The 26,436-nt window shown below is 56.6% G+C and carries 26 protein-coding genes and 4 tRNA genes; 19 read left to right on the top strand and 11 right to left on the bottom strand.

Annotated features, from left to right (window positions below; all coding sequences use genetic code 11):
• Position 1 precedes the first annotated feature (1 nt).
• The gene (locus J122_RS07610; protein ID WP_061331720.1) at positions 2 to 922 is read left to right on the top strand and encodes a nucleotidyl transferase AbiEii/AbiGii toxin family protein; all 921 of its coding nucleotides are present in this window, start codon (positions 2 to 4) and stop codon (positions 920 to 922) included.
• Between the two features lie 7 nt (positions 923 to 929).
• Here J122_RS07610 and J122_RS07615 read toward each other — a convergent pair whose 3' ends face one another.
• Positions 930 to 1,262, bottom strand: coding sequence for an MGMT family protein (locus tag J122_RS07615; protein WP_061331721.1), 333 nt, complete (start codon positions 1,260 to 1,262; stop codon positions 930 to 932).
• Between the two features lie 23 nt (positions 1,263 to 1,285).
• Entirely contained in the window at positions 1,286 to 2,047 is a 762-nt protein-coding gene (locus tag J122_RS07620; protein WP_058091817.1) for an SDR family oxidoreductase, read from the bottom strand.
• A gap of 72 nt (positions 2,048 to 2,119) precedes the next feature.
• Between J122_RS07620 and J122_RS07625 the strand changes: the two genes are divergently transcribed.
• The 6 genes from J122_RS07625 to gspD all read left to right on the top strand — a co-directional run bounded on the left by J122_RS07625 (position 2,120) and on the right by gspD (position 8,703).
• On the top strand, positions 2,120 to 2,689 hold the full coding sequence (locus J122_RS07625) for an FxsA family protein (RefSeq protein ID WP_061331722.1): 570 nt from the start codon (positions 2,120 to 2,122) through the stop codon (positions 2,687 to 2,689).
• 196 nt (positions 2,690 to 2,885) lie between these two features.
• Positions 2,886 to 3,173 (top strand): co-chaperone GroES, encoded by a 288-nt coding sequence (gene groES, locus J122_RS07630; protein ID WP_058091815.1) that lies wholly within the window; start codon positions 2,886 to 2,888, stop codon positions 3,171 to 3,173.
• Between the two features lie 76 nt (positions 3,174 to 3,249).
• Positions 3,250 to 4,899: a chaperonin GroEL gene (gene groL / locus J122_RS07635; RefSeq protein ID WP_061331723.1), complete on the top strand. Its 1,650-nt coding sequence runs from the start codon at positions 3,250 to 3,252 to the stop codon at positions 4,897 to 4,899.
• A gap of 168 nt (positions 4,900 to 5,067) precedes the next feature.
• Positions 5,068 to 5,859 carry a type II secretion system protein N gene (gene gspN, locus J122_RS07640; RefSeq protein ID WP_061331775.1) on the top strand — a complete coding sequence of 264 codons (792 nt, stop codon included), beginning with the start codon at positions 5,068 to 5,070 and terminating at the stop codon, positions 5,857 to 5,859.
• A gap of 1 nt (position 5,860) precedes the next feature.
• Positions 5,861 to 6,715, top strand: a complete 855-nt coding sequence (locus J122_RS07645) for a type II secretion system protein N (protein ID WP_061331724.1) — start codon at positions 5,861 to 5,863, stop codon at positions 6,713 to 6,715.
• 32 nt (positions 6,716 to 6,747) lie between these two features.
• Entirely contained in the window at positions 6,748 to 8,703 is a 1,956-nt protein-coding gene (gene gspD / locus J122_RS07650; RefSeq protein ID WP_061331725.1) for a type II secretion system secretin GspD, read from the top strand.
• A 284-nt stretch (positions 8,704 to 8,987) separates the two neighbouring features.
• On the opposite strand, the gene J122_RS07655 is transcribed toward gspD, so the two are convergent.
• The 6 genes from J122_RS07655 to purE form a co-directional block, all read right to left on the bottom strand.
• Positions 8,988 to 10,985, bottom strand: coding sequence for a M48 family metallopeptidase (locus J122_RS07655; RefSeq protein ID WP_061331726.1), 1,998 nt, complete (start codon positions 10,983 to 10,985; stop codon positions 8,988 to 8,990).
• 10 nt (positions 10,986 to 10,995) lie between these two features.
• Positions 10,996 to 11,583 carry a LemA family protein gene (locus J122_RS07660; RefSeq protein ID WP_061331727.1) on the bottom strand — a complete coding sequence of 196 codons (588 nt, stop codon included), beginning with the start codon at positions 11,581 to 11,583 and terminating at the stop codon, positions 10,996 to 10,998.
• A 23-nt stretch (positions 11,584 to 11,606) separates the two neighbouring features.
• Positions 11,607 to 13,667 (bottom strand): putative bifunctional diguanylate cyclase/phosphodiesterase, encoded by a 2,061-nt coding sequence (locus tag J122_RS07665; protein ID WP_061331728.1) that lies wholly within the window; start codon positions 13,665 to 13,667, stop codon positions 11,607 to 11,609.
• Positions 13,668 to 13,922: 255 nt separating this feature from the next.
• Positions 13,923 to 14,501: a superoxide dismutase [Fe] gene (gene sodB, locus J122_RS07670; RefSeq protein ID WP_061331729.1), complete on the bottom strand. Its 579-nt coding sequence runs from the start codon at positions 14,499 to 14,501 to the stop codon at positions 13,923 to 13,925.
• A gap of 74 nt (positions 14,502 to 14,575) precedes the next feature.
• Positions 14,576 to 15,694 (bottom strand): 5-(carboxyamino)imidazole ribonucleotide synthase, encoded by a 1,119-nt coding sequence (locus J122_RS07675; protein ID WP_061331730.1) that lies wholly within the window; start codon positions 15,692 to 15,694, stop codon positions 14,576 to 14,578.
• A 174-nt stretch (positions 15,695 to 15,868) separates the two neighbouring features.
• Entirely contained in the window at positions 15,869 to 16,360 is a 492-nt protein-coding gene (purE, locus tag J122_RS07680) for a 5-(carboxyamino)imidazole ribonucleotide mutase (protein ID WP_061331731.1), read from the bottom strand.
• 173 nt (positions 16,361 to 16,533) lie between these two features.
• Between purE and J122_RS07685 the strand changes: the two genes are divergently transcribed.
• The 6 genes from J122_RS07685 to J122_RS07710 all read left to right on the top strand — a co-directional run bounded on the left by J122_RS07685 (position 16,534) and on the right by J122_RS07710 (position 19,283).
• Entirely contained in the window at positions 16,534 to 17,490 is a 957-nt protein-coding gene (locus tag J122_RS07685; protein WP_061331732.1) for a hypothetical protein, read from the top strand.
• A gap of 146 nt (positions 17,491 to 17,636) precedes the next feature.
• A complete protein-coding gene (locus tag J122_RS07690) occupies positions 17,637 to 18,497 on the top strand; it encodes a DUF2846 domain-containing protein (RefSeq protein WP_061331733.1) in 861 nt (286 codons plus the stop codon).
• A 49-nt stretch (positions 18,498 to 18,546) separates the two neighbouring features.
• Positions 18,547 to 18,804: a hypothetical protein gene (locus J122_RS07695; RefSeq protein WP_061331734.1), complete on the top strand. Its 258-nt coding sequence runs from the start codon at positions 18,547 to 18,549 to the stop codon at positions 18,802 to 18,804.
• Positions 18,805 to 18,994: 190 nt separating this feature from the next.
• Positions 18,995 to 19,070 (top strand) — tRNA-Val (locus tag J122_RS07700).
• 50 nt (positions 19,071 to 19,120) lie between these two features.
• Positions 19,121 to 19,197, top strand: a tRNA-Asp gene (locus J122_RS07705).
• Positions 19,198 to 19,207: 10 nt separating this feature from the next.
• Positions 19,208 to 19,283 (top strand) — tRNA-Val (locus J122_RS07710).
• A gap of 136 nt (positions 19,284 to 19,419) precedes the next feature.
• On the opposite strand, the gene J122_RS07715 is transcribed toward J122_RS07710, so the two are convergent.
• On the bottom strand, positions 19,420 to 20,826 hold the full coding sequence (locus tag J122_RS07715; RefSeq protein ID WP_061331735.1) for a 3-oxoacyl-ACP reductase: 1,407 nt from the start codon (positions 20,824 to 20,826) through the stop codon (positions 19,420 to 19,422).
• 252 nt (positions 20,827 to 21,078) lie between these two features.
• Here J122_RS07715 and J122_RS07720 point away from each other — a divergent pair, with 252 nt between their 5' ends.
• Together J122_RS07720 and J122_RS07725 are read left to right on the top strand one after the other, a co-directional pair.
• Positions 21,079 to 22,353 carry an acetyl-CoA C-acetyltransferase gene (locus J122_RS07720; RefSeq protein WP_061331776.1) on the top strand — a complete coding sequence of 425 codons (1,275 nt, stop codon included), beginning with the start codon at positions 21,079 to 21,081 and terminating at the stop codon, positions 22,351 to 22,353.
• A gap of 97 nt (positions 22,354 to 22,450) precedes the next feature.
• Positions 22,451 to 22,527, top strand: a tRNA-Met gene (locus J122_RS07725).
• A 247-nt stretch (positions 22,528 to 22,774) separates the two neighbouring features.
• Here the strand turns inward: J122_RS07725 and J122_RS07730 are convergent.
• On the bottom strand, positions 22,775 to 22,981 hold the full coding sequence (locus tag J122_RS07730) for a helix-turn-helix domain-containing protein (protein ID WP_058091801.1): 207 nt from the start codon (positions 22,979 to 22,981) through the stop codon (positions 22,775 to 22,777).
• A 153-nt stretch (positions 22,982 to 23,134) separates the two neighbouring features.
• Between J122_RS07730 and J122_RS07735 the strand changes: the two genes are divergently transcribed.
• The 4 genes from J122_RS07735 to J122_RS07750 all read left to right on the top strand — a co-directional run bounded on the left by J122_RS07735 (position 23,135) and on the right by J122_RS07750 (position 26,234).
• On the top strand, positions 23,135 to 23,380 hold the full coding sequence (locus J122_RS07735; protein WP_058091800.1) for a hypothetical protein: 246 nt from the start codon (positions 23,135 to 23,137) through the stop codon (positions 23,378 to 23,380).
• Positions 23,373 to 24,596: a tyrosine-type recombinase/integrase gene (locus J122_RS07740; RefSeq protein ID WP_058091799.1), complete on the top strand. Its 1,224-nt coding sequence runs from the start codon at positions 23,373 to 23,375 to the stop codon at positions 24,594 to 24,596. Before J122_RS07735 ends, J122_RS07740 begins: the two co-directional genes overlap by 8 nt.
• Entirely contained in the window at positions 24,583 to 25,536 is a 954-nt protein-coding gene (locus J122_RS07745; protein ID WP_058091798.1) for a TraI domain-containing protein, read from the top strand. Before J122_RS07740 ends, J122_RS07745 begins: the two co-directional genes overlap by 14 nt.
• A gap of 155 nt (positions 25,537 to 25,691) precedes the next feature.
• A complete protein-coding gene (locus tag J122_RS07750) occupies positions 25,692 to 26,234 on the top strand; it encodes a YqiA/YcfP family alpha/beta fold hydrolase (protein WP_058091797.1) in 543 nt (180 codons plus the stop codon).
• Between the two features lie 17 nt (positions 26,235 to 26,251).
• Here the strand turns inward: J122_RS07750 and J122_RS22460 are convergent, their stop codons facing one another.
• The gene (locus J122_RS22460; RefSeq protein ID WP_156471732.1) at positions 26,252 to 26,410 is read right to left on the bottom strand and encodes a hypothetical protein; all 159 of its coding nucleotides are present in this window, start codon (positions 26,408 to 26,410) and stop codon (positions 26,252 to 26,254) included.
• Positions 26,411 to 26,436: the final 26 nt, after the last annotated feature.

The raw sequence follows: 26,436 nt of genomic DNA on the forward strand, positions 1-26,436 counted from the left end.
TATGGAGAAGTCATACGCTGACACGGTGCGCCTGTTATTAACCGTGGCGCCGGAGGTATTTGCCAACGATATATTCGCGATGAAAGGTGGCACTGCCATCAATCTGTTTCTTCGGGATATGCCCTGGTTGTCGGTTGATATTGATGTTGTTTATCTTCCACGGGAGAAATCCCGGGATGAGGCTTTGCGAGACGTCAACCAGCAGCTGGCGGCCATCAGTGAACGCATTTTTAAGCTCGGGCTGCATGCGCGACTGATTCCTGCCCGAAATCTTGGCGATACCAAGCTGATCGTCGAAAGCGAAACCAGTCAGGTCAAAATCGAAGTCAACGTCGTCTTTCGTGGTAGCGTGTTGCCTCCAGAGCGGCGCCGGTTGAGTGCGCGCACGAGCGATCGGTTTAGCGTTGAGTTCGATCTTCCAATACTGGCGTCTGATGAGCTTTACGGGGGCAAGCTGGTCGCTGCGCTTGATCGACAGCACCCTCGGGATTTGTTTGACGTTTGGCAGCTGTATGAATCCGGCGGCATCACCGAGGGGATGATTGAGTGCTTTGTCGTCTATCTTGCGGGGCATAACCGCCCATCCCACGAAGTTATTTTCTGTAATGAGAAGAATATCGCCAATGAATTCGAGAGAGCATTTGTTGGTATGAGCGAAGTCGAATGCTCGCTAGAAACCCTGACTGAGACCCGGGCTCGGTTGCAGCGAGAGCTGGTTGTGAGGTTAACGGACTCACAAAGGCAGTTTCTGATTGGCTTGGCTCGTGCTGAGCCAGATTGGTCGCTCTTGACGTGTCGTCACGCACAAGAATTGCCAGCACTGCGTTGGAAACTCAGCAACCTTGAGATGTTTCGAAAGAAGCGTCCTGAAGATTTTGAGGCTCAGGCCAGGGCGCTTGAATCGGGCTTGGGGCAGGCCTGAGTGGTTCCTAAGGCTGCCACTGAAAATCCTTCATCTTTACCCTTCCTGTATACACCTCCACCCCTTCGAGTCTCAGCTTCTCGGTTTGAAGCTGGCAGGTTTCTGTGCCTTGTGGAAAAGCGATCTGGCCGTTGCTGCGGATAACCCGGTGCCAGGGGATGCTGTGGCCGGCGGGCAGTTTGCCCAGGGCCCGGCCAACAAAGCGCGCCTGGCGGCCCAGGCCGGCCATGGCGGCGACCTGGCCGTAGCTGGCCACTTTTCCTTGCGGAATGGCGGCCACTACCTGCCAGATTTTCTGCTCTTTTGTCGGTTCCTTCTCGAGCTTCTCGAACTCGTCCATTCAGAGCCCCGGGCGCCAGTACACTAGAGACGCAGTGCGCCGTCCACTTCGATCATACGGCCGGAGACGTAGTCGTTCTCGAAGATGAACGCCACGGCAGAGGCGATTTCCTCCGGCTTACCCATGCGCTTGAGCGGAATGCCCGCGGTCATTTTCTCCAAGGCTTCGGGTTTCATGGAGGCTGTCATTTCGGTTTCGATGAAGCCAGGGGCGATACCCATGCAGCGGATGCCGTAGCGTGCCAGTTCCTTGGCCCAGACCGGCACCAGGGCCGATACGCCGGCCTTGGCGGCGGAGTAGTTGCTCTGGCCCATGTTGCCAGCGCGGGAGATGGAGGCGATGTTGATAATGACGCCCTGGTCACCGTTTTCGATCATGCGGGTGGCGGCTTCGCGGCCGCACAGGAATACGCCGGTGAGGTTTACATCAATGACGGACTGCCACTGGGCCAGTTCCATGCGTTTTTCCAGTTTGCCGTCCTTGAATTTCACCATCAGGCCGTCGCGCAGAATGCCAGCGTTGTTCACCAGGCCGTTCAGGTGGCCAAAGTCGTTGATGATGGCCTGGAAGGTTTTCTCAACATCGTTTTCTTTAGCGACGTTGCAGACATAGGTTTTTGCATCGCCACCGGCTTGTTTGCAGGCGTCGGCGGCTTCCGCCAGTTTGTCTTCCATCAGGTCGATGAGCGCGAGCTTGGCGCCTTTGGCTGCCAGGTATTCTGCCATGGCGCGGCCGAGGCCCTGGCCGCCGCCGGTGATTGCGATCACTGAATCTTGAAGTTTCATGGTTTGCCCTAATTAAGTTCAGAGGTGGTTTACGTTCTCTGTGTGTCTGCATCGTTTTTATAAGGAGGCATTTTGCCCGTTTTCCTTTTTCTTTTCATTATTCTGCCCATCGCCGAGATGGTGGTTCTGATCAAGGTCGGCGGCCTGATCGGGGTGTTGAACACCATCGGGCTGGTGCTGCTGACCGCCGTCATTGGCGCCTGGCTGTTGCGCCAGCAGGGGTTGGCCACGTTGTTGCGGGCGAACCAGCGCTTGAACAGCGGCGAATTGCCGGCGAAGGAAGTGGCTGAGGGGCTGATTCTGGCCGTGGGCGGGGCCTTGTTGCTGACACCCGGGTTTATTACCGATGCGGTGGGGTTTGCCTGTTTGCTGCCGGGGTCCCGGCACTGGCTCGCGGCGAAGGCTTTGAGGCGAATGACGGTAGCCGGCCAGAGTCGGAGCTTTTATTTTGGTGCTGGCGGCGGTGCCGGGCCATTCGGGCAGAGTCCGTTTGAAGGGCACGGACCGTTCCGGCCGCAGCGGCCGTTTGATCGGGATGCCAATGGCGACATTATTGAAGGTGAATATCAGGATCAGACGGAGAGCGATCGGGAACGCCTTGAGCGGGCACGGGAGCGCGGTGAGGGCGACGAAAAAAAGTGAAATTTTTTTCGCTACGGGTGTTGAAAACGTTGGTGGCAACCCCATTAACTCACCACAGATTCGTCTCAGGCTGAAAACTGCTGTCTATCAGTGGCTTGGATGCCGGGGCAATTTGTCCGGTCCGGGGTTCCGGCCAGACACTTTTAACATGCAATTGTCATTGCCACATTAATCTGACTATTGGAGAAACCGAGCAATGAAAATTCGTCCGCTACACGATCGTGTTGTCGTACGCCGTAAGGAAGAAGAAGAGAAAACTGCGGGTGGCATCGTGCTGCCGGGTAACGCCAAAGAGAAGCCTTCCCAGGGTGAGGTAGTTGCTGTGGGCAATGGCCGTATTCTGGATAACGGCGAAACCCGTGCACTGGCGGTCAAGGTGGGTGACACCGTGGTCTTCGGTCAGTATGCCGGTAACACCGTAAAGGTTGACGGTGAAGAGCTGCTCATCATGAGCGAAAGCGAAATCTACGGCGTGCTTGAGTGATCGCAGCAGCGATAAGTACGAACGCTCATTAATCCGATCTTATTCAACTTCGGTTTAACGAACAGGAATAGAAGACATGGCAGCAAAAGACGTTAAATTCGGTGATAGCGCCCGCAAACGCATGGTTGCAGGTGTAAACATCCTGGCAGACGCAGTCAAGGTAACCCTGGGCCCGAAAGGCCGTAACGTGGTTCTGGAGAAGTCTTTCGGCGCTCCGACCGTGACCAAAGACGGTGTGTCTGTGGCCAAGGAAATCGAGCTGAAAGACAAGTTCGAGAACATGGGCGCGCAGATGGTCAAGGAAGTTGCTTCCCAGGCCAACGAAACCGCTGGTGACGGTACCACTACCGCAACGGTTCTGGCCCAGTCTATCGTCAATGAGGGCATCAAGGCAGTGACTGCCGGCATGAACCCGATGGATCTGAAGCGCGGTATCGACAAGGGGACGGCTGAAGCCGTTAAAGCCATTCGTGAAATGGCCAAGCCCTGCGACGACAGCCGCATGATCGCCCAGGTTGGCACCATCTCCGCCAATGGTGATGAGACCATCGGCAAGATCATTGCAGACGCCATGGAGCGCGTAGGCAAAGAAGGCGTCATTACCGTTGAGGAAGGCCGTGGCCTGGAAGACGAGCTGGACGTTGTTGAAGGTATGCAGTTTGACCGTGGCTACCTGAGCCCCTACTTCATCAACAACCAGGACAACATGTCTGCCGAGCTGGACGACCCGTACATCCTGCTGGTTGACAAGAAAATCTCCAACATCCGCGAACTGCTGCCGGTGCTGGAAGCTGTGGCTAAGGCTGGCAAGCCGCTGCAGATCATCGCCGAAGACATCGAAGGCGAAGCCCTGGCCACTCTGGTTGTGAACAACATGCGTGGCATCGTTAAGGTGAACGCGGTTAAAGCACCTGGCTTTGGTGACCGTCGTAAGGAAATGCTGCAGGACATCGCCATCCTGACTGGTGGTACCGTGATTTCCGAGGAAGTAGGTCTGACCCTGGAGAACACCACTCTGGATGACCTGGGTACTGCCAAGCGCGTTAATGTGACCAAGGAAAACACCACTCTGATCGGCGGTGCCGGCGCTCAGGGCGATATCGAAGCCCGCGTTGAGCAGATCCGCAAGCAGATCGAAGACAGCACCTCTGACTACGACAAAGAGAAGCTGCAAGAGCGCGTAGCCAAGCTGGCTGGCGGTGTTGCCGTGATCAAGGTTGGTGCCGGCTCTGAAGTGGAAATGAAAGAGAAGAAGGCCCGTGTTGAAGACGCGCTTCACTCCACCCGCGCTGCCGTTGAAGAAGGCATCGTAGCCGGTGGTGGTGTGACCCTGATCCGCGCCATTGCGGCCCTGGACAAGGTAGACGCCATCAACGAAGAGCAGAAAGCCGGCGTGAACATTCTGCGCCGTGCCATGGAAGCGCCGCTGCGTCAGATCGTATTCAACGCAGGTGGTGAATCCTCTGTTGTGGTTGCCAAGGTGAAAGAAGGCGAAGGTTCCTTCGGCTTCAACGCCGCAACCGAGCAGTACGGCGACATGCTGGAAATGGGTATCCTGGATCCTGCCAAGGTCACCCGTTCTTCCCTGCAGGCGGCTGCCTCCGTAGCATCCCTGATCATCACCACCGAGGCGATGGTCGCGGACGAGCCTGAAGACGAGAAAGCTGGCGGTATGCCAGACATGGGTGGAATGGGCGGAATGGGAGGCATGGGCGGCATGATGTAATGCCGGCCAGGTCCCGACCAGATCTCAGTTTCTGAGGTCTGGCCCGATCTACCCCTGAAAAACCCCGCGCTGGTTCACACTGGTGCGGGGTTTTTCGTTATTTTTGTCATGAAGTTGCCCAATGGCTTTGTTAGACTCGGTTACCCGTTCATTAACGTGCAAAACTCAATGACTGAACCCCAAGCCAAGCCTTTCCTGCGCCCTGCCAAGATCCTGCTGATGTTGCTGCTTGGCTTGCTGGTGTATGGCGTGGTTCTGGTGCTGTGGGTGCCGGCGGGATGGGTTTGGCATCAGGCTTCCCGGTATGTCCAGTTGCCACCGCAGGTAGTGGTGCAACAGGTGTCGGGTCGGCTCTGGGATGGCGCCGCAGGCGTTGTGGTTGCCGGTTTTCCGGCCCGGGTGCAGTGGACGTTGGGGTGGCCCTCGCTGACCGGATTGGAGTTACCGATTGGAATTTCCCTGGCGTCGTCACAATCCCGGGTGGAGGGAACTGCTAGTATCGGTTGGCCGGGTAACCTGGATGTGACGGCCCGCGGCCGAATAGCGGTAGAGGAATTCGAAGATCTGATTCGCCAGAGCGGCGGAGCGATGATTGAAGGGGACGTCAGTATCGATCGACTACGCCTGGTCTTCGCGGATAACCGATTACAGCAAGCCGACGGTGTCGGGCGCTGGAATGGAGGGCTGGTTACCTGGCCTATGGGGAATCAGACCGGGCAGGCAGAGTTCCCGCCTATGCAGGCTAATGTAGATACCACCGAGGGTGGCGTTGCTTTGACGGTATCGGAGCAGGGCGGCGATGGCCCAGCTGCGGATGCCAGTATTCTTTGGGACGGCATGATGGAGCTCAGGGTATATAAGCGCATGGTCGACCTGGCGCAGCAGCCATGGCCCGACAGTGCGCGCCCGGGTGATGTGGTGTTCCGGGTTCGTCAGCCAATACTGCCGGGAGGGTTCTGACGTGGCAGGATTGGCAGTACATCATCAGGAGCGTCTATCCAGAGCCCTGGCAAACATTATTCTGGTCGCCCTGGTGGTTTATCTGAGTATTTCGGCGGCCAAACTGACCTGGTTGTATGCATGGTCTGATCGGCCGGTTCCGGATGTCCCGGCACAGTTGGGTGGCCAACCTGGCGCCCAGAACCGGGTGCCCCAGGCTTCCATCGCCGGTTACGAATTTTTCGGCCGGCCAGAGCGGCAGGCCGGTGTGGCAGAGGTTGTTCGCCGCAGCGCACCTGAAACCGGGCTACGGTTGCGCCTCGAGGGGGTGCTGATAGGGCAGCGGCCGGAAGACTCCGGTGCTATAGTTGCCGGAAGCAATGGTGAAACCGAGTATTACCGGGTAGGTGAAACCCTGCCCGGTAATGCAGAGCTGGCCGAGGTGGAATCAGACCGCATTCTGATTCGGCGTGGCGGCCGCTATGAATCGCTCGCATTTGAAGAGCAGCTGGACTCTTCGGTAATGGTTGCGGACGCACCGGTTCAGGCGGCAGAATCGCCCGATGATTTCCTGGCCGGGGCCAGGCAGCAGCTGGATGCAGAAGGGGCTGCGGCATTGGCGGCTTACGGCTTACGGCCAGCGGATGACAGCGGCGCTTCTGGGTATGTGTACGATGGCTCCAACCCGATGCTCAATGCGGTCAATCTGCGCCAGGGCGATGTCATTACTGCCATTAACGGTCAGCGCCTGGGTGATGTAGAACAGGACAAATCCCTGCTGGAAGACTGGCGAAGCCAGGCCCAGCTGGATATCGAGATAGAACGAGACGGCTCCATACTGACCGTCAGCTATGCCATACCCGAGCAGTGGCGCTGATCGGGAACATTACAACAGGACGATATCGCCAGATGTATAACCACAAGACCAACGTACTCCGGACCCTCGTGTTTCTTCTGCTGTTGCCAATCCTATCGGTGGCTCAGGCACAGGATGAAACCTGGCGGTTGAACCTCAAGGATGCGGACATCCGGGCTTTTGTCACTCAGGTGGCGGATATTACCGGGTACAGTTTTGTGGTGGACCCCAGGGTTAAGGGCAAGGTGACCGTACTGTCCAGTGCGCCCATGAACAAGCACGAAATCTATGATCTGTTCCTGGCGGTATTGAATGTGCACGGTTTCACCGCCATTCCCGGGGAAGAAGTGATCAAGATCATCCAGCAGGTGGATGCAAAGCAGTCTGCCGAGATTCTGGATCGATTCGAGGTTACCCCATCTGAACAGCTGATTACCCGGGTTATCCAAATTGATAATGCCAATGCCCTGGAGTTGGTGCCCATCCTGCGCCCGCTGGTGGCCAAGTATGGACATCTGGCCGGCGTGGCAGCAGCTAATGCGTTGATTGTCAGTGACCATTCTTCCAATATCCAGCGTATTGAGCAGATCGTTCGCGAACTGGACAGCCCTTCCAAATACGAGGTTGAGGTTATCCAGCTCAGGGAAGCCTGGGTGGGCGATATGGTCAAACTCCTGCAGGAACTCGCGCCCGATGAATTGCGTCGCGGTAGCGGTGACAGTTCCGCGAGAAAGTACAGTGTGACTGCGGATGAGCGGAGCAATCGGCTGATTCTCAGGGGCGACGAGACTTTTCGTGACAAAATGCGGGGCTTGATTCGCCAGCTTGATCAGCCCTCGGCAACTGGCGGCACGACAAAAGTCATCCGACTCAAGCACGCTGACTCCAAAGCCCTGACCGAAATCCTAAAGGGCGTGATGGGAGAAGTGGTGCGGGAATCGAGTACCGGCAGTGGTTCCGGGGGTAGTGGCTCATCGGGTAGCCGTTCCGCAAGCTTCTCGGTGTTCGCCGATGAAGGTTTGAATGCGTTGGTTGTCCGTGGCGAGCCGTCGTTGATGCAGGAAGCCGAGCAAATTGTGGCCGCTCTGGATGTGCGCCGGGCTCAGGTGATGATTGAAGCGGCGATTGTCGAGATCAGTGACGAGCTGGGAGATCAGTTGGGTGTCCAACTGGCGGCTGGTGATGAGTCTGCCAACGCTTTCCCGGTAATGGGCACTAACCTTACCAGTGGTGAGGGCATGCTGGGGCTGAACTCGGTGATTGGTGCGCTGGTAGGCGATACCCTGCCGCAGTTGGGCGGCGGCATTACCGTTGGCGCTGGCCAGCGGGATCGGGACGGTCTCACCTGGGGTATTCTGATTCAGGCGCTGTCTTCCTCATCCGCTGCCAACCTGCTTTCGACACCGAGCATCATTACCTTGGATAATCAGGAATCCGAGATTATTGTGGGCCAGAACGTGCCGTTCCGGACGGGGCAGTCGACGGTTACCGGTGATGGAACCACCAACCCGTTTACCACCATTGAGCGCCGTGATGTGGGCCTTTCCCTGAAAGTAACACCGACCATCAGTGCCGACGGCCTGGTTCGGCTGGTGGTCGAGCAGACCACCGAGGATATCTCTACCACGACGGTCTCTGGCGCCTCTGATCTGATCACCAACAAGCGTGAAATCAAAACCACCGTGCTCGCCGATGATGGTGAAACCGTGGTTCTGGGCGGGCTGATCAAGGATGACTTCCAGGTCAACAAGAGTAAGGTGCCGCTGCTAGGGGATATCCCGTTGCTTGGGCGCCTGTTCTCATCGGAGTCTGAAACCCGCATCAAGCGCAACCTGCTGGTCTTCCTGAGGCCGACCATTATGCTCGGTAAAGACGAGAGCGTGGCTGCCACTACCGAGAAGTTTAACCAGCTGTGGGACGTAAACCTTGAAGTCCGCGAAAAGCTCGGCCTGCCCGCCCCGGAAGACCAGCCCTCGGTGGATATGCTGTTCCAGGGGCGTAGGCAGTAGGGTCCCGGGGTCTGTCCCCGAACGGGGACTGACCCATTTTGGCAGGCCAAGCACGTTGTCAGACTTAGGTGCAACAGACGGGCAAAGGTGGGTCAGTCTCTCAGGGTCTGTCCCCAAATGGGGACTGACCCATTTTGGAAGGCTAGGTACGAGGTCAGACTTGGGTGCAACAGACGGGCAAAGGTGGGTCAGTCCCCTAGGGTCTGTCCCCGAATGGGGACTGACCCATTTTGGAAGGCCGAGTAGGTAGTTAGGCTGGGGTGCAACAGACGGGCAAAAGTGGGTCAGTCCCCGTTCGGGGACAGACCCCGGAGAGGCATCGGGCAATCCAGCTGATCTGCTACCAGTCGCATTAACTCATACTCCCGAACATCCACCTTGCCATCGTGAGTCACGCAGTAGCCGCAGGCGTCGATAACGGCGGGCTTCAGTAGCGGCGACAGCCGATTCAGTATTTCCAGCGCTTCTCTCAGTTCTCGCATGGACACCTTCCCGGCTCTGCTTTCTTCCTGACTGGTGCCAAAGCCGGCCATGGCTTCAAGATACAGTTTGTCGGCGTCCTCAGGGGTGTCGGTGCCGGCGCGGGCGAACAGGCTGAGCAGGCGCCGCAGGGCCGGCATCACCTGGCGATAGTTTCGGTATTTGACCGGTACAACCTGTTCTGCGCCAAGCTCGAGATGCCGGTTCAGGAAGGTGGTCAGGGCCATCTCGAACAGGCTCACCCGGTTGTCGGCTGCGACCAGCTTCTGAACGTTTTTAAGCAGGGCGTCGCGTTCTTCCGGGTCCAGTTTCCGCAATGCCGGCATGGCCAGTTCCAGTACCGGGAAGCGTGCAGTTTCACCCAGCCTTGCCAGGGCTGGCAGCATTTTGTCCAGCAGGTCTGGCTGAGCGCCCAGTAGCGGGTGTTCGGTTAACAGCGTCAGTCGTTGTTTCTGGATGCTCGGCGAGAGATCAAAGATCAGCAGGGCATAGCACAGCTGAATCGCGCCGGAGCGGGTGTAGAGCAGGTTACGGAAGGTGGATGGCAATTGTTCCAGAAGCTGGACGGCAAAGGCTTCGCTCTGGGCGCTGACGGTGCCTACCCGTGTGGACAGCTTTTCTGCCGGCTGTGGCGTATCGGGTGCCAGGGAAGAGCGCACCGGTGATGAGCTACTACGGCCCCTGGCAGGCGCCACAACCTGATTGACCAGGTCGTTCAGGCCCGCTTTGCCGGTAGTCTTTGAGGTGTCCTGGCGAAGCTTTTGGCCTGGTTCAGTGTCTCGCAGGCGGCTGCGTAAGCGTGCCAGCATACCCGGCTGGATTGCATTGATGCGTTCGTTGATGGGCGGGTGGGAGGCGAGAAGAGAACTGAACTTCATCCGTGCCGACTCACCAAAACACATGTGGTTCATATCGCTGGCATGGCTGGTGGTGTCCAGGTAGCCGCCCTTCATACCAATTTTGAACAGGGCGCTGCCTATGCCTTCGGGGTTACGGGTAAATTGTACGGAGGAGGCGTCGGCCAGCATTTCCCTTTGCCGGGATACCGCTGCCTGAATCAGTCGGCCGAAGAACACACCCACATAGCCGATGATCATCAGGGCAAAACCTATCAGGCCCATTGCAGCCTGCGCACGGCCATCCCGATTTCGGCTTCGGCCGCCGCTGTAGAAACCTGCCCGAAGCAGGAACTGGCCAATCTGACCAAGCATCAGAATGCCGGCCAGCAGCGCAATCAGCCGGACGTTAATGCGCATATCACCATTCAATATATGGCTGAACTCGTGCCCCACCACGCCCTGAAGCTCGTCTCGGGTGAGGTGGGTAAGTGCGCCGTGGGTAACCACCATAACGGCCTCACCAGGCGTGTAGCCTGCCACAAAGGCGTTGATGCTGGTTTCGTTGTCCATCACGTACAGATCTGGCACGGGCACACCACTGGCGATGGCCATTTCTTCCACGATATTGCGAAGTTTGCGTTCTTCGGGATCGTTGGTGTCGGGCTCAATCGGGCGGGCGCCCACCATTTTGGCCACCCGGCTACCGCCACCAGCCAGGTCTGCCCAGCGCACCAGCGAGCCAACGCCTATAAGCAACACCACCGCGAGTGCGGTGGTGAGTCCGTGGCTGGAAGTGAGCCAGTAATGGAAGGGCAGAGCGGAGGTTTGGCTGCGGGTGACAAGGTAACCGACCAGACAAACGGCCAGGGTAATCAGGGTGACTGCTGTCAGAAACAGGACGATTAACAGGCCGGTATTGCGCCGGGCATCGGCCTGGCGCTGGAAGAAACCGGGGTTTGCCATGATTCAGGCCTCAGAAGCTGACTTTTGGTACCTGGCGCGCTTCCGGGGTTTCCAGTTGCAGCTGGGCGGTTTCCTTGAAGGCAAACATGCCGGCAACAATATTGTTCGGGAACTTCTCGCGGAAAATGTTGTAGGTCATCACGCTGTCATTGTAGGCCTGGCGGGCAAAGGCCACCCGGTTTTCGGTGCTGGAGAGCTCTTCCATCAGTTGCTGGATGGTTTCGTTGGCTTTCAGTTCCGGGTAGTTTTCAGAAACGGCGTAGAAGTTTGCCAGAGCTTTGGTCAGCAGGTTCTCGGCACTGCCCAAACGCTGGATCTTGGTGCCGTCCCCCGGGTCTTTCGCCGCGTCTTTCTGGGCGCTGACGGCGTTGTTGCGGGCTTCCATCACCTGGGTCAGCGTCGATTTTTCGTGAACGAGGTAGGCCTTGGCGGCTTCCACCAGGTTGGGAATCAGGTCATGGCGGCGCTGCAGCTGCACATCAATCTGCGCAAAGCCATTCTTGAACTGATTGCGCAGCGATACCAGGTTGTTGTAGATAAACACCAGGTACAGTATGACAACGGCAATAACAACAAGGCCGATGACGGTCGTTCCCATGACTACTCCTCAGGATGAAAGGTTCAGGCGTTATTTTCCACGATACGGGCATGGAAAGTGTGTACAAACGTCTCAAATTCCTTGGGTGGCAGTGGTTTGCTGAAAAAGTACCCCTGGGCCAGTTTACAACCACGCTGGCTCAGATAGTACTCTTGTTCGGCGGTTTCAACCCCTTCGGCCACGACGGTGAGGTTCAGACTTTTGCCAAGGTCAATGATGGTGTTGGCAATTCGTGTGTCTTCCTCATTGACCAGCAAGTCCCGAATGAACTGCTTGTCGATTTTCAGGTGCTGAACCGGCATCTGCTTCAGGTAGGTGAGAGACGAGTATCCGGTGCCAAAATCGTCCACCGCGATGCTGATGCCTGCCCGATGCAGGCGATGCAGCTTGGCCACGGCATCGCTGAGATTGGTCATGAAGCTGGTTTCGGTGACCTCAAGCTCTAGCCGGCCGGCGGGGATGTTGTGGCGTTTCAGGGTGTTCAGGATGTCATCGACGATGGATTCCTGGCGAAGCTGAACAGCAGACAGGTTCACCGCAATTCTGAGGGGTGAGCCTTCACTGGCCCATCGGGCGGCTTGCCAGCAGGCCTGGTCCAGTACCCATTGGCCAATCTCGACGATGGCGCCATTGGACTCGGCAACGGGGATGAAGTGATCAGGGGGAATCATGCCGCGCTCGGGATGTTCCCAGCGCAACAGCGCTTCTGCACCGATAATTCGCTTGGTCTCAAGGTTGATCTGAGGCTGGTAGACCAGATGGAACTCGTGATTTGCGAGGGCGTTGCTCAGGTCTTTCTCAAGCTGTTTGCGTTCTCGGATTTCCTGATCAATGCTGGCTACGTAGAACTGGAAATGATTGTGTCCGTTCTGCTTGGCCAGTGCCATGGTCTGTTCGGCGCTTTGCAGAAGCCGGTCGGCCTGGTCAGCATCGGAGGGGAACAGGGCAATACCGAGGGTAGCCGTCATGGATATGCGATGGTTGCCGGCGTTGATCGGGGTGGCGAAGCTGCCCAGAATCTTTTCGGCGGTATCGGCCGCCTGAAATCCATCGCGCAGCCGCTTCTCAACAACCACAAACTGGTCGCTGCCCAGCCGGGCAACACTGAACCGTTCCGAAGGCAGGTTGGCGGTCAGGCGACTGGCGACGGTCTGCAATATGGTGTCGCCAGTTCGGAAGCCGCACTGTTCGTTCACGGATTTGAAGTCATCAATGCCGCAAACCGTCAATGCCAGTATGCCATGGGATTCCCTGGCAGTCACGATGTCGTGTTGCAGGTCTTCCATGAATGCGTCGCGGCTGGGTAGCCCGGTCAGAGTGTCATAGCGTGCCAGGCGGTTGACCCGATCTTCGGCTTCCTGATGCCTTTTCTGGCTCTCAGCGATAGATACCAGAAGATTATTGGTGGCGTTCACCCATAGCCCAAGCTCGTCTGCCCGATGTCCGTCCGGAACCGCAATCAGCCGGTCGTCGGGCCGTGCCGGGTCGACTGTGCGAACGGACTGTACAATGCGCAAAAGGGGGCGGGTAAGTACCAGGTGGAACACCACGAACAGTACAAGGCCCAGAATCAGTGCCAGTGCAATGCCTGAACCAAAGGTGATTAATGCCCGGTTCAGCCAGTTCTCAGCGATAGGGGCAGTGTCGTAGTGCACTTCAAGGTAGCCGTAGATCGTGTCTGGGCTGGTGCCTCGGTGCAGGCTTTCGCGGTATTCACGAATGCTGCCGAAAATGGGGTCGGTAATGGGGCGGAATGCCCGGTCTTGCAGCGGCCTGAGCCGGCCGCCCAATTGGTCGCCATCCGGGTGGGAAATGCGAGCGAGGTGAATGGGCTCCAGCGCGAAAAGGCCATCAACCACTTGCTGGGCCAGGGTGTTATCAATACTGAAAACGGACTGGGTGGCGGCGTAACGAACCATTGCCATGGTCTGGTTGGCCTGGCGTTCCAGTTCCATGGATACCCGCCTGGCGTCGAGAGCAACCTGAACGGTGCTGACCAGGATGCCTGTCAACAGGGCGACAATCAGCACCCAGCGCAGGATTCGGTATCCCAGGTGATTTTCAACTTTGAAGGAGGTTTGCATTCCGAGTCTTGTGGCTCATCTGTCCGGATTGTTCTTGGGTGCAGGCGCCAGGGTCAGGCCTGCCGTGTACGACAGTATGGTTCAGATTTTTGCAACTGCATGGAGTATGGCCGATTTTTTCAAATAATCATGGGTGGGCGTGTATCGATTTGTTGCGGTTTCGTCGCATTTGGATACAGAAACGCCCGCCAGGCAGACCTGGCGGGCGTTCGGGCGGAAGCAGCCAGGCTGCTTCCGGAGTGCACTTCTCTGTGATCAGGCCAGATTTTCGTTAACGAAATCCCAGTTGACCAGGTTCCAGAAGCCTTCGAGGTAGTTCGGGCGACTGTTCCGGTAGTCGATGTAGTAGGCGTGTTCCCATACGTCGACAGTCAGTACCGGCTTGTCAGCACCAGTCAGCGGTGTTTCCGCGTTGCTGGTATTGACAATGGCGACGCTGCCGTCAGCCTTCTTCACCAGCCAGGTCCAGCCTGAGCCGAAGTTGTTGGCGGCTTTGTCGTTGAATTCTTTCTTGAACTCTTCGAAAGAACCAAAGGCCTTCTCGATCGCCTCTTTGGCAGCGCCAGTGGGCTCGCCACCGCCGTTCGGGCTCAGGCAGTTCCAGAAGAAGGTGTGGTTCCATACCTGCGCAGCGTTGTTAAACAGTGGGCCGCTCGCGCTCTTGATAATGTCTTCCAGGGATTTGCTGGCATTATCGGTGCCGTCGATCAGGCCATTCAGCTTGGTGACGTAGGTCTGGTGATGCTTGCCGTAATGGTATTCCAGGGTTTCCTGGGACATGTGCGGTTCCAGAGCGTTTTTTTCGTAAGGCAGTGCGGGAAGTTCAAATGCCATGAGGTCGTTCTCCCTGTCTCTCTGTTTATGTTGAATGTGTACGTCACAGCAATATAGGGGCGATTTGAGCTAAATCAACCCCTTGGTGTAAGAGTACTTGTAAACTCGGGGCTGCCGGGCAGGAACTGTGCGCAGTTCCGGACCCGCCAAACCAGCTCTTCATAGCTGTCGGCCAGAATATTTACATGCCCCAGCTTGCGCCCCGGGCGCTCACCTTTATTGTAGAGGTGAACATGAGCGTAGGGCAGTTCCAGTATGCGTTCAATGTCTCCATGCTCGCCGATGATGTTTATCATGCAGCTAAGCCCTCTGGCTACCACGTTGCCCAGGGCATGGCCGCTGACAGCGCGAATGTGGTTTTCAAACTGGCTGGTCATCGCACCTTCGATGGTCCAGTGCCCGGAGTTGTGTACTCGCGGCGCCATTTCGTTGGCCACCAGGCCATCATCGGTCTCAAAAAGCTCGAGGGTTAATACGCCCACGTAGTTCAATTCGTTCAGCAGAGATTTGATGTATTTCTCTGCGTCTTGCTGAATGTGTGCCTGAAGCGCAGGCGCGGGAGCAATGGAATAACGAAGGATGCCTTCGTGGTGGGTGTTCTCGGCAATGGGGTAGAAGGCCAGGTCGCCGTCCTCCGCGCGCACGGCAATAATCGATACTTCACGTTTGAAGTTGACGAACTTTTCGACGATCACCCGTGGGTGCCCGATGCTGCTCCAGGCGGCTTGTGCTTCTTCCGGTGTTTTCAGTACTGCCTGGCCTTTGCCGTCGTAGCCTTCGGTGATGGACTTGGCAACTACCGGGCAGCCGAGTTCTTCGGCAGCGGCTTTGAGTGACTCGGCGCTGTCTGCGATTTGCCATTGGGGTGTGGGGATGCCCAGGCGGCCGAACAGGGTCTTTTCGGCTTCGCGGTTCTGGCAAACTTCCAGGGCCCTGGGGCAGGGATGCACGGGTTTGTGTTTGGCGAGTTCTTCTGCCACGGCGACGGGCAGGTGTTCGAATTCGTAGGTGACGCGGTCAACCCGGGAGATGAAGTCGTCCAGGTATTGGCCGTCACGGTCGATGATGACTTCGCCAAGGCCGGCGCTGGGGCTGCCGGACATGTCATAGAACACGAAGTCTTTGGCCAGGGGGTAGCCTGCGAGGGCTAGCATGCGGCCTAGTTGGCCGGCGCCAAGTACACCAATTCTCATGTAATTTCTCCTGCCACGGTTTCGGCTCTGACATTGGTGGTGTGAGCAGTTCGGGGAAGGCTTTCCAAAACACGCTCAAGCCCATCCATGGGGCGCTTGGGCTCCGCCATCCATGGCTCCGCACAGTTTTGGAAAGCCTTCCCCGAACTGCTCATCCAGCCTTGGGAGTTGGCTTCACTGATCTCTTGGATCAGGGTTATCCAGAATTGTTTGTGTTTGTGTTGCTCTGAACTCGTCAACAGCCTTTCGGACGCCATCGTCAGACGTGCCAATAATCTGTGCTGCCAGCAGGCCGGCGTTGGTGGCGCCCGCTTTGCCGATGGCCAGGGTGCCAACGGCGATGCCGCCAGGCATCTGTACGATAGACAGCAGCGAATCCAGGCCGTTCAGGGCCTTTGATTGTACAGGAACGCCCAGGACTGGCAGAGAGGTCTGGGAGGCAACCATGCCGGGTAGGTGAGCTGCACCGCCGGCGCCTGCAATGATGACTTTCAGGCCGCGGTCGGCTGCGGTTTTGGCGTAGTCAAAGAGCAGGTCGGGTGTGCGGTGGGCGGAGACCACCCGGGTTTCGTAGGCGACGCCGAGTTTTTCGAGCATGTCGGCGGCGTGTTCCATGGTGGGCCAGTCGGATTTCGAGCCCATGATGAGTCCTACAAGCGGCTGCATATGCAACTGTCCTGTGATAATTGGAAAGCCGGCCATTGTATGTTTTGCCTACCTACCATGCAACACAGGGCGGGCGTGGTTCCGGTAATCTTTAAAAGGCTTCATTTTAACGGATTGTTAAGTGCGGGTATTATCGTGGCTGACATTTTGACCATCCCGATTCAGGAGTAGTAATGGAACCCATTCGCCCGGACGATGACGAGCTGAGAGCTGAGCCCCCTATTGGTGGCGCCGAGCCCAGAAAGCCTGATGGGCAAAAAGGTAAATCCGCCAGTAACCGGCAGAAGCCTCCTAAGCCCCCAAAACCGGAGAAGACGTCTGGCGGTGGCGGCCCGGGAGGTGGGTTGTTGATGTGGCTTTTGTTGGTGGTCGTGGCCGCAGGCGCGGGTGCCGGCTGGTATTTTCAGAATGAGCGTATTGAAGCCCTTGAGGGGCAGCTGGAAGAGGCGGATTACTGGGCTCGGCAGAGTAAGTTGGCGCTGGCGCGCTTTGAGGGTGAGTTATCAGAAACCGGGGAGTCGCTGCAGGAGCGGGGAGCTTCCCTGGAGGAGAAGATTGCGGCTAATGACGAGCGCCTGGATTCCGCAGACAGTGAAATCCGTAAACTCTGGGTGATTGCCAACGAGCGCAACAAAAAACGGCTTGATGAGCACCAGCAAAGGTTGGCGGATGTTGATGATCAGCTTGCCCAGGCAAACAAGGCTGCGTCTGATTTGACCGCATCGTTGGAGCAGGCACGCACGGGGTTGTCGGCGGATGTGGCGCAGGTGCGGCAGCGGCTTGACGATTCCGTCGCTTCGCTGGAGCGAGCGAACCAGGAGGCAACGCAGCAGTTGACACGGTTGAGTCAGCAGATCGGTGATGTGGACCAGGTGGTTGAGAGCCGGATAAGGCGCTTTGAGCAGGAGCAAAAGCTGGGGATCAGTGGCATGGAAGGCCAGATTGCGGCGCTGGAACAGAAGGTGGACTCCATGGCGGGCGACGGCGAGGTCCGGGCTTTGAGGAATCAGCTGTCTGAGCTCAAGAAAACCGTTGATGCGGTGGATGCGTCGCGGTCTCAGCTTACTTCCCGGCTGGTCCGGTTGTCCGAAGAGGTTAACCAGCTTCGCTCGCAGGTTTCCGGAAACTAGGCTCTTGCCTTCTCCAGAAGACTCGGCTTCCAGGGTGTAGGGGGTGAATGTAACGATTTGTATTCATCCCTTGCGGTAGCTCTCATTTCTATTGAGTGGCAGTTGTTATCATCGGCTAACTCGATAGGGATGAAGAGTGCATAACAATGAAAAAACGAGTGCCTTACCTTCGGAACGCTATCGCCCTGTTGTGTGTGGTGGCGCTCTCCGGCTGTACCATCTATCAATCTATTGGCAAGAGTGTGGGGGCTTTCCTGCATCCTGTGTCGGGGCATGACTTTGTCCATATCGACACCGATGCCTGGGATCAGCGCAATGCTGTTCTTTACTTCTACCGCACTCACTCCCAATGGGCTGCGGATGAGATCGAGTCGCCCAGCGTCTACATCGACGACAAGCACTACTTCAACATCCGCAACAACAGCTACACCTGGCTTGAGGTGAAACCCGGTGAGCGCCACATCGCTATGCGCAGGCCGCTGTTGGGACTGGAGGGGCTGAATTCGTTCAGCTTGAGCCTGATTGCCGATGCCACGCTGCGGGTTGAGCCCGGCAAGATCTATTACCTGCGTTACAACGAGCTGACCGAGCCGGAGCGGCGCCATCCGGATCTGGACCCGGATCATCCCCTGGCCAGTGGCGATCTGCAGCTGGTGACCCGTGACTACGCCATGCAGTCCGGTCAGATTGTTTCCACCCTGTTCCTCAACAGCGACCTGCTGGCGCCGAATCATGCTGGTGCTTCCATTGTTGAGGTCAATGAAGACATGGATTACAAGAAGCGAAAGGCGGCGTTGGAGGAAGAGCGGGAGCTTGAGGTTGAGCAACTGAAACAGCAGGGTAAGTATGAGTCTGCCTCCTGGTACTGGCCGTTCGGTGGTGGCCCCACAGAGCCCCTGGAGGCGGATCAGAAGCTGGAGGCGTTGGAGCGGGATTACGCAAAGCTGGAATTGGAGCGTAAGCGGCGCCGTGAAGAGGAATCCGGCGGCGGCTGGTGGATTTTCTGAGCGAGGGTTGTCTACACTGGAGTTGGTTGACTGCGGTGAGATAAAAACAATGTCGCTCAAAGATAATCTGGTAGTTCGATTCGAGAAAGTGGCGGGGCGCCTGGTGCCCTATCTGGAAGAGTCCTGGCGGGATGTCAGGGTCAAGCTGGATGATCTCAACCGTTCGCTGGCCAGTCAGGCGATACCGAATGAACGGAGAGACAAAGTCAGTGAGTTGGCGTTGCGTCAGAAGGGCGAGCAGGCGGGCCAGAAAACCGGGGAGGTGCGCGACTTTCCTGGCGGGCGCAAACGGCACACAAGCCCCTGATTTTGATTAATAAATGCTCAGGTAATGCCGGGTCAGAAAAAATTCATGAATTTTCCGGAAAACATTTGACACGGTGAGTGAAATGCTTAAAATGCGCGTCTCACTTGGTTGATGCAGCAATGCTGAATCAACAAGCGCCAAGCGCGACAAGTGACCGCTTTGAGCCTGAAGAACAGTAAGGCCACGAAGTGGGTGGTTAGCTCAGCTGGGAGAGCATCGCCCTTACAAGGCGAGGGTCGCAGGTTCGATCCCTGCACCACCCACCATTTTCAAGCGGTTTCAGGTTTTGCGTTTATTTGCAGCGTTGAACCGATGCGGAGCGGTAGTTCAGTTGGTTAGAATACCGGCCTGTCACGCCGGGGGTCGCGGGTTCGAGTCCCGTCCGCTCCGCCAACTTTTTCCCGGGTGGTTAGCTCAGCTGGGAGAGCATCGCCCTTACAAGGCGAGGGTCGCAGGTTCGATCCCTGCACCACCCACCAGATGTGAAGAAAAGCAGATCCAAACGGATCTGCTTTTTTTTCGCCTGAAGGAAAGTCTGACCGCTTCCCCGATACAAAAAACCGGGAGCTCGATGCCCCCGGTTTTTCGTCGTTCAGGTTGGTGCAAGGTCCGGCATCATTTGCCGATCAGCGACTGCCCGCACACCCGCACAACGTTGCCGTTAACGCCGGCAGAAGCCGGGTTGCAGTACCAGGCAATGGCTTCTGCCACGTCTACCGGTTGTCCGCCCTGAGACAGGCTGTTCATTCGCCGGCCCGCCTCGCGGATGGTGAATGGCATGGCGGCGGTCATCTGGGTTTCGATGAAACCGGGGGCAATGGCGTTGATGGTTATGCCGTTTTTCAGGTGCTTTGCCATAGATTCCACATAACCGATCACACCGCTCTTGGCGCAGGAATAGTTGGTCTGGCCGAAGTTGCCGGCAATGCCGCTGATGGAGGAAATGCAAACAATACGGCCGTTGTCGCGCATCAGCTTGCGCTCGGCCAGTTCTTCATCGATCAACTCCTCAGCAGTCAGGTTGACAGCGATCGTCATATCCCAGAAGTGCTCTGGCATGTTTCCGAGGGTTTTGTCGCGGGTAATGCCGGCGTTGTGAACCACAAAATCCACCCCGCCGGTTTCTTTTTCAATGAAATCTGCAATCAGCTTGGGTGCCTTTTCTTCGGTAATGTCGCAGGCCAGCGCCTTGCCTTTGATGGCGTCGGTTACTTTCTGCAGTTCCTCCAATGCCGGGGGGATATCCAGGCCGATAACGGTTGCGCCGTCGCGGGCCAGGGTTTCTGCAATGGCTGCGCCAATGCCCCGGGAGGCGCCAGTGACCAGGGCTACCTTGCCGGCCAGCGGAGCCACCGGGTTGGTGGCTTTGGCTTCCTCTGCTTTGCCAATACGCACCACCTGGCCGGAAACATAAGCCGAGCGTGCAGACAGGAAGAAGCGAACCGTGGAATCCAGCTGGTTCTCGGCGTTCGGAGCCATCCATGCCAGGTTGGCCGTGCAGCCCTTCTTGCCAATTTCCTTGCCAGCGGCGCGTACAAAGCCTTCAAGGGCTTGCTGGGCGGCGGCCTGGGGTGCCTTCCGGCAGGTGTGAGGGTCCAGGCCTATCACCAGCACCCGGCCATTGGAGGCCAGTTTGCGGATGGTCGGATGGAAAAAGTCGTACAGAGCACGTAGTTCCTGAGGGTTTTTGAGACCGGTCGCGTCGAATACCAGGGCTGAGAACTTTCCGTTCACTTCGCCGGACACATCCAGCGCCTTGGCTTTGTTGCCCGCCTGAGCGGAGTCCGCCAGGGTTTCGATGCCCGTGGCATGGTGCAGGCCCGCCGGGCTGGCGCCAATGATTGAGCCAAGGGTGGCGATAGCGCGGGCACCGGCGCCTGCGCCAATCAATACGTCGCCTTCAATAAATGGCTGGTCGACCCGCTTCAGGCGGCTGAGGGGCGCCGGGGAGGGCAAGCCCAGCGACTGTGCGGCGGTTTTGCCAACCGGAGTGTTAACCAGTTTCAGGTAGAGGTCAGACATGATGTTCTTCCTTGTGAGTTTGGTTGAGTATGAAATAGCCCAAAGGGTAAAGCTTCTGCCAGTTATTGGATTGACTCAACTCAGTCATGGCGTTGTCAGAGTTGCCAATGAGCAACGGGCGCCAGGCGCTAGACTCTGGGCTAACCTGAATCAAACCACTTATGATCACCACTGAAGGGACAGTTTGCTATGGCACAGGCACCAAAAACCACTCGTACTGGCACGAAATCCGGTTCTCGGGCTACCAAAAAGGTGCCCGGCATTCGCCGCGTCGCTGTTATTGGCGGTAATCGTACGCCGTTTGCCCGCTCCAACACCGCCTACAGCAAAATCAGTAATCAGGAGCTGCTGACATCCACGCTTCGGGGCCTGGTGGATCGCTACAACCTCCAGGGCATGAGGCTGGGCGAGGTGGTCGCTGGTGCGGTGATTAAACATTCCCGGGACTTCAACCTTACCCGTGAGTCGGTGTTGAGCTCGGGCCTGGCACCGGAAACGCCGGCCTATGATATCCAGCAGGCCTGTGGTACCGGGCTTGAGGCAGCCATTCTGGTGGCGAACAAAATTGCTCTTGGGCAAATTGAATGCGGCATCGCCGGCGGTACCGATACCACGTCGGATGCGCCCATCGGTGTGGGTGAGGGCTTGCGGGAGATTCTTCTGGACCTGAACCGAGCCAAAACCGCCAAGGAGCGCCTGAAGATTCTTGGCCGTTTCCGCCCTGGCCACCTGATGCCGGAGATTCCGGAGAATGGCGAGCCGCGTACCGGACTGTCCATGGGGGATCACTGTCAGGTCACGGCGAAGGAGTGGAATATTGCCCGTGAGGACCAGGATCACCTGGCCTGGGAAAGCCACCAGAAGCTGGCCAAGGCCTATGACGAGGGCTTCTTCGAGGATCTTCTGACACCGATGGCGGGTCTGGATAAAGACAACATCCTGCGCCCGGATACCACCCTTGAAAAATTGGCTACATTGAAGCCCTGTTTTGATCGTGAAAACGGCACCATGACTGCTGCCAACAGCACCGCCCTGACGGATGGCGCCTCCTGCGTGTTGCTGGCAAGTGAAGAGTGGGCAAAAGCCAATAATATGGAAGTGAAGGCCTGGCTGACGTTCTCTGAAGTGGCAGCGGTGGACTTCGTGGACAAGAAAGAGGGCCTGCTGATGGCGCCGGCCTATGCCGTGCCGCGCATGCTGGAGAAGGCAGGCCTGACCCTGCAGGATTTCGACTTCTACGAAATTCACGAAGCCTTCGCCGCCCAGGTATTGTCTACCCTGAAGGCGTGGGAAGATCCGGTCTTCTGCAAGGAGCGCCTGGGCCTGGACACGCCGCTGGGCAGTATTGACCGGGCAAAGATGAACGTGAAAGGCTCCAGTCTGGCAACCGGGCACCCGTTTGCCGCCACTGGTGGTCGTATCGTCGCAACCCTGGCCAAATTGCTGGAAGAAAAGGGCAGTGGTCGAGGCCTGATTTCCATCTGCGCGGCGGGTGGTCAGGGCGTGACGGCGATTCTGGAACGCTAAGTTACGGGAAAACCGTAATTTCCTTTGACAGGGGCAACTTCACGCCGTATTATTCGCGCCACGTTGATCGGGGTGACCCGGTAAACAGCCAGTTTGATGCGGGGTGGAGCAGTCTGGTAGCTCGTCGGGCTCATAACCCGAAGGTCGTAGGTTCGAATCCTGCCCCCGCTACCATATAAAAGAAAGGCAGATCAGTAACTTACTGGTCTGCCTTTTTTGTTTTTGCGGCGACCAAATTCCCCTGTGACGTATATGTGACACATATGTGCCAATCCCTGTGACATCCTATTTTGATGGTTGGGTGAGATTGACCGTAAGTCTTTCTATGTCACACGCCAAATAATCCCTCAGCGGACGACTCGGTCATCCCTCATTTAGCAATCCCCTCCCTGGAATTATCTTGGCTATCTTTAATTTTTACCTATTGGTCTTCCTGAAACTCCAGCAGATCGCTGACCTCACATTTGAATAATTTACAGAGTTTGTCGAGCGCATCAAGATCGATCCGTTGAGCGGTCTCTTTGTAAAGCAGAGTCACCGTGTTGCGGTTCAGGCCGGTCTCTCGCGCCACATCCACGATCTTCATTTTGTGCTCGCCCATAATGCGGGCCAGGTGGCATCGAATCATCTCTAATTTATCCTTAATGAAAAAATATCATCCAGGATGACAAAAAGCGCTTGCAAGTGTTCTTTTGTTGCATAAAATGTCATTTAGGATGGCATTCTGATATAGGGGATGTCTTTTGTTGATCTAGCGTATCGCAACGGAAGGAATTTTTCGATGGAAAACTCTTACACCTATCTGACCACTGAAGAACTGGCTGGTCGAATCAAATATGACTGTCGGACCATTCGCCAGTGTCTGAAAGACACGGTTCTCCTAGAGGGCAAGCACTACATCAAGCCGTTCGGCCGCCGCAAGATTCTTTTTCTTTGGGAGGAAGTCGAAAAGGAAATGTTAGACGGTGCCCGGGAGAATGAGTTTTTGGCAATTCCTATGGCGAACGGGGTGGTTTGTCATGGGTAAGGTGAGGGCAAGGAAAGAGACAGGAAAGCTGTATTTGGACTTTATGTACGCAGGTCACCGGTGTCGTGAACAAACGGCACTGCCGGACACGCTTGTAAACCGCAAACGTGTAAACGCACTTTTGCAGAAAGTTGAGGCCATGATTCTCTTGGGTGACTTCAACTATGCGGAGTATTTCCCTGATAGTCGTAACCTCAAGAAGGTTCAAGCCAACCAGGCAGGTGCTGGGACTGGCAGCAACTCAGAAAATGGCAAAGCATCTGATACTCCTCTGTTCGCAGACTTCGCTGACCAGTGGTTCCTCGAATCGAAAATCCAGTGGCGGAACTCCCACACTCGTAATGTGGAATCCATTCTGGCCAGCTCTCTGAAGCCAGCCTTCAAGGATAAACGGGTAGGCGAGATTTCCAAACCAGACATTTTGGCTGCGCGTAACAAGATGGCTCGGCGGAAGGGAAGGGGGGCAAGTGGTTTGATGGCGCCCAAAACCATCAACAGCCACATGACCATTCTGCGGATGATTCTGACGGAGGCGGCGGAGCGGTTTGACTTCACTAATCCCTACCTGAACATCAAGCCGCTGAAGCAGCAGAAGGTACACATCGAGCCCTTCTCCCTGAATGAGGTAGAAAAGATCCTCGAAACAGTCAGGGAAGATTACCGCAACTACTACCTGGTGCGTTTCTACACCGGCATGCGCACAGGGGAAGTTGACGGCCTCAAGTGGGAGCATGTGGATTTCGATAAACGGGAAATCCTGGTGCGAGAAACCCTCATTCATGGCCAGACCGAGTACACCAAAACAGATGGCTCTCAGCGGGAAATTCCCATGTTTGGCCCGGTGTACGATGCACTCAAGGCCCAGTACGAGGCCACCGGCAAGCTCAGCAAGTTCGTATTTTGCAACCGGCTGGGTGAGCCACTTGACCATAACAACGTGACTAAGCGTGTCTGGTACCCGCTGCTGGAGCATCTCAAGCTAAAAAAACGCCGTCCCTACCAGACGCGGCACACAGCGGCGACGTTGCTCCTCGCCTCCGGTGAGAACCCGGAGTGGGTGGCCAGAACTCTCGGCCATTCTTCAACGGAAATGCTGTTTAAAGTGTATTCCCGATACATCCCGAACCTGACTCGTATGGATGGCAGCGCCTTTGAGCGTCTGATTCAGAGTCGGGTCATCGAAAACGATAAGGAGGCAGGTGATGAAACTGAATGATCTGCGCCCGTTGACCCAGGAAACGTTCAAAGGCACCTACCGTCTGACAGGGCGTGTTGCTTGTTTTGATGATGAGGGTATCCCGTATCTGAAACTTCGCTTGAGCAGTTGTGCCAGCGACATTGTTGTATTGGCGGTGATCGGCTCTATCGTGATCCCAGAGCATCTCGGGCATATGGATCTAGTTGTAGTCAAAGGACAGGCCTGTGTTGGTACGGAGGAAAGTGAGATTTTGCTGACCGATATCCGTCGCCCGTTGCAGGCAGACGTTGCCGGCTTGCCGGCACTGCAGACTTTGCCACGAACGTTCTGCCCTAAGCCGGAGGCACTGGATCAGCTGGTGGCTGCGGTACGGTCTTTGCGGTCAGCCCCATTACAGATGTTCATTAAGCGAGTATTGGAGCGCCGTGACAGATTGGAGGTTTTCCTGAAAGCTCCGGCAAGCAGGAATTACCATCACAGTGAGCCCGGTGGTCTGCTGGCTCATTCCCTGGAGGTGGCGAAGAACGTTCTGGTCATGACGAAGGCCAATGAACCCGAGATGCCTTGGGAGCTTCAGGAGCTCGGTTTCGTCGCTGGTTTGTTGCACGATATTGGCAAGACCTACACCTATGATACGTGGGGTAAGCCGACAGCAACTGCAAGGTTGTGCGACCATGCCGACATGACTTTAGAGGCCTGCGCCTACGGCCTGGCTTATCTTGACAAGGTAGACCCTGATGCGGCTCTTGCACTCCGGCACATTTGGACCTGTGCCTCGCCCGGTGCTCGCTACGGTGTCAGCCCTGCGATGACGCTTGCCCGTTATGTTCGGGACGCCGATGCCCAGAGTGCCATGGCTGACAATCAGCGGAAGGCCTATCGAAAGCGCCAGCCAATCGGTTTTGGGCGGCTCGGAAACAACACATATTGGCGGCCATCGATAGAAGCTCACGGATGAGGCGGATGAAAACTACAGTGAGGGGTGTGAGCACGTTGCGGCCACACCCCTTTTTTATTCGATGTTGTGTGAGGACAGCAGCTGGGCCGTGAAACAGGCATTTACCCGGCAACGGTGCTAAGGTCAGGAAAAATATAGCCTCCAGAGCGAAGGATATGCTGAAGATATACTACCTCCACGGCTTCGCCAGTCACTTCGATATCACCAGCGACAAACTCAAAACGCTCGCCAGGCTTGGCCCTGTCTATGGTCACGACATCGATTACACCCAAGGCTCGGAAGACGTTATCGAAGAGAGCTTGGACAAACTGATGCAAGTAAACCCAGACCTTCTGGTTGGGACTTCGATGGGGGGATGGCTTGCGGGTATTCTGGGTGCCGAATCCGGCATTCCGTTTGTCGCCATCAACCCGGTGACGGATCCTGGTCACACTCTCAAGCCCTGGATAGGGCAGGGTGTTGATCATCAGGGGCAGGCCTATCAACTGACGGACGAAGTGGTTTCTAGCTACTATCCTTTCACCCACTATGGTAGCGGGTTGGTACTGCTGGATCAGGGGGATGAACTGCTTCCGTGGAACGACACCGTAAGGGCGCTTGGGGACTATTTTCCGGTTCATAGCTTTGAGGGCGGCAGCCATCGGTTTGAGCACATGGAAGAAGCGCTAGACCTTGTTCGGGAGCATGTGAAGGATTAATGCTACGAGGGGCGGCGTTAACGACAGTGCGACTGTTCCTCACTCGGCTTAGGTGCGACCGAATGTGTCAGAGCGCGACCTAACACGTAACCGGCTGCCACACCCACCAGCGCCGTCACCGGCCCGATCAGGCCGCCCAATAAGCCGCCAATAAACATCAGTATTACGCTTTTCATACAGACTCCTCCCACCTTCCTGGCAG

This window comes from Marinobacter excellens LAMA 842 (assembly GCF_001574445.1).
Classification (GTDB): domain Bacteria; phylum Pseudomonadota; class Gammaproteobacteria; order Pseudomonadales; family Oleiphilaceae; genus Marinobacter; species Marinobacter shengliensis.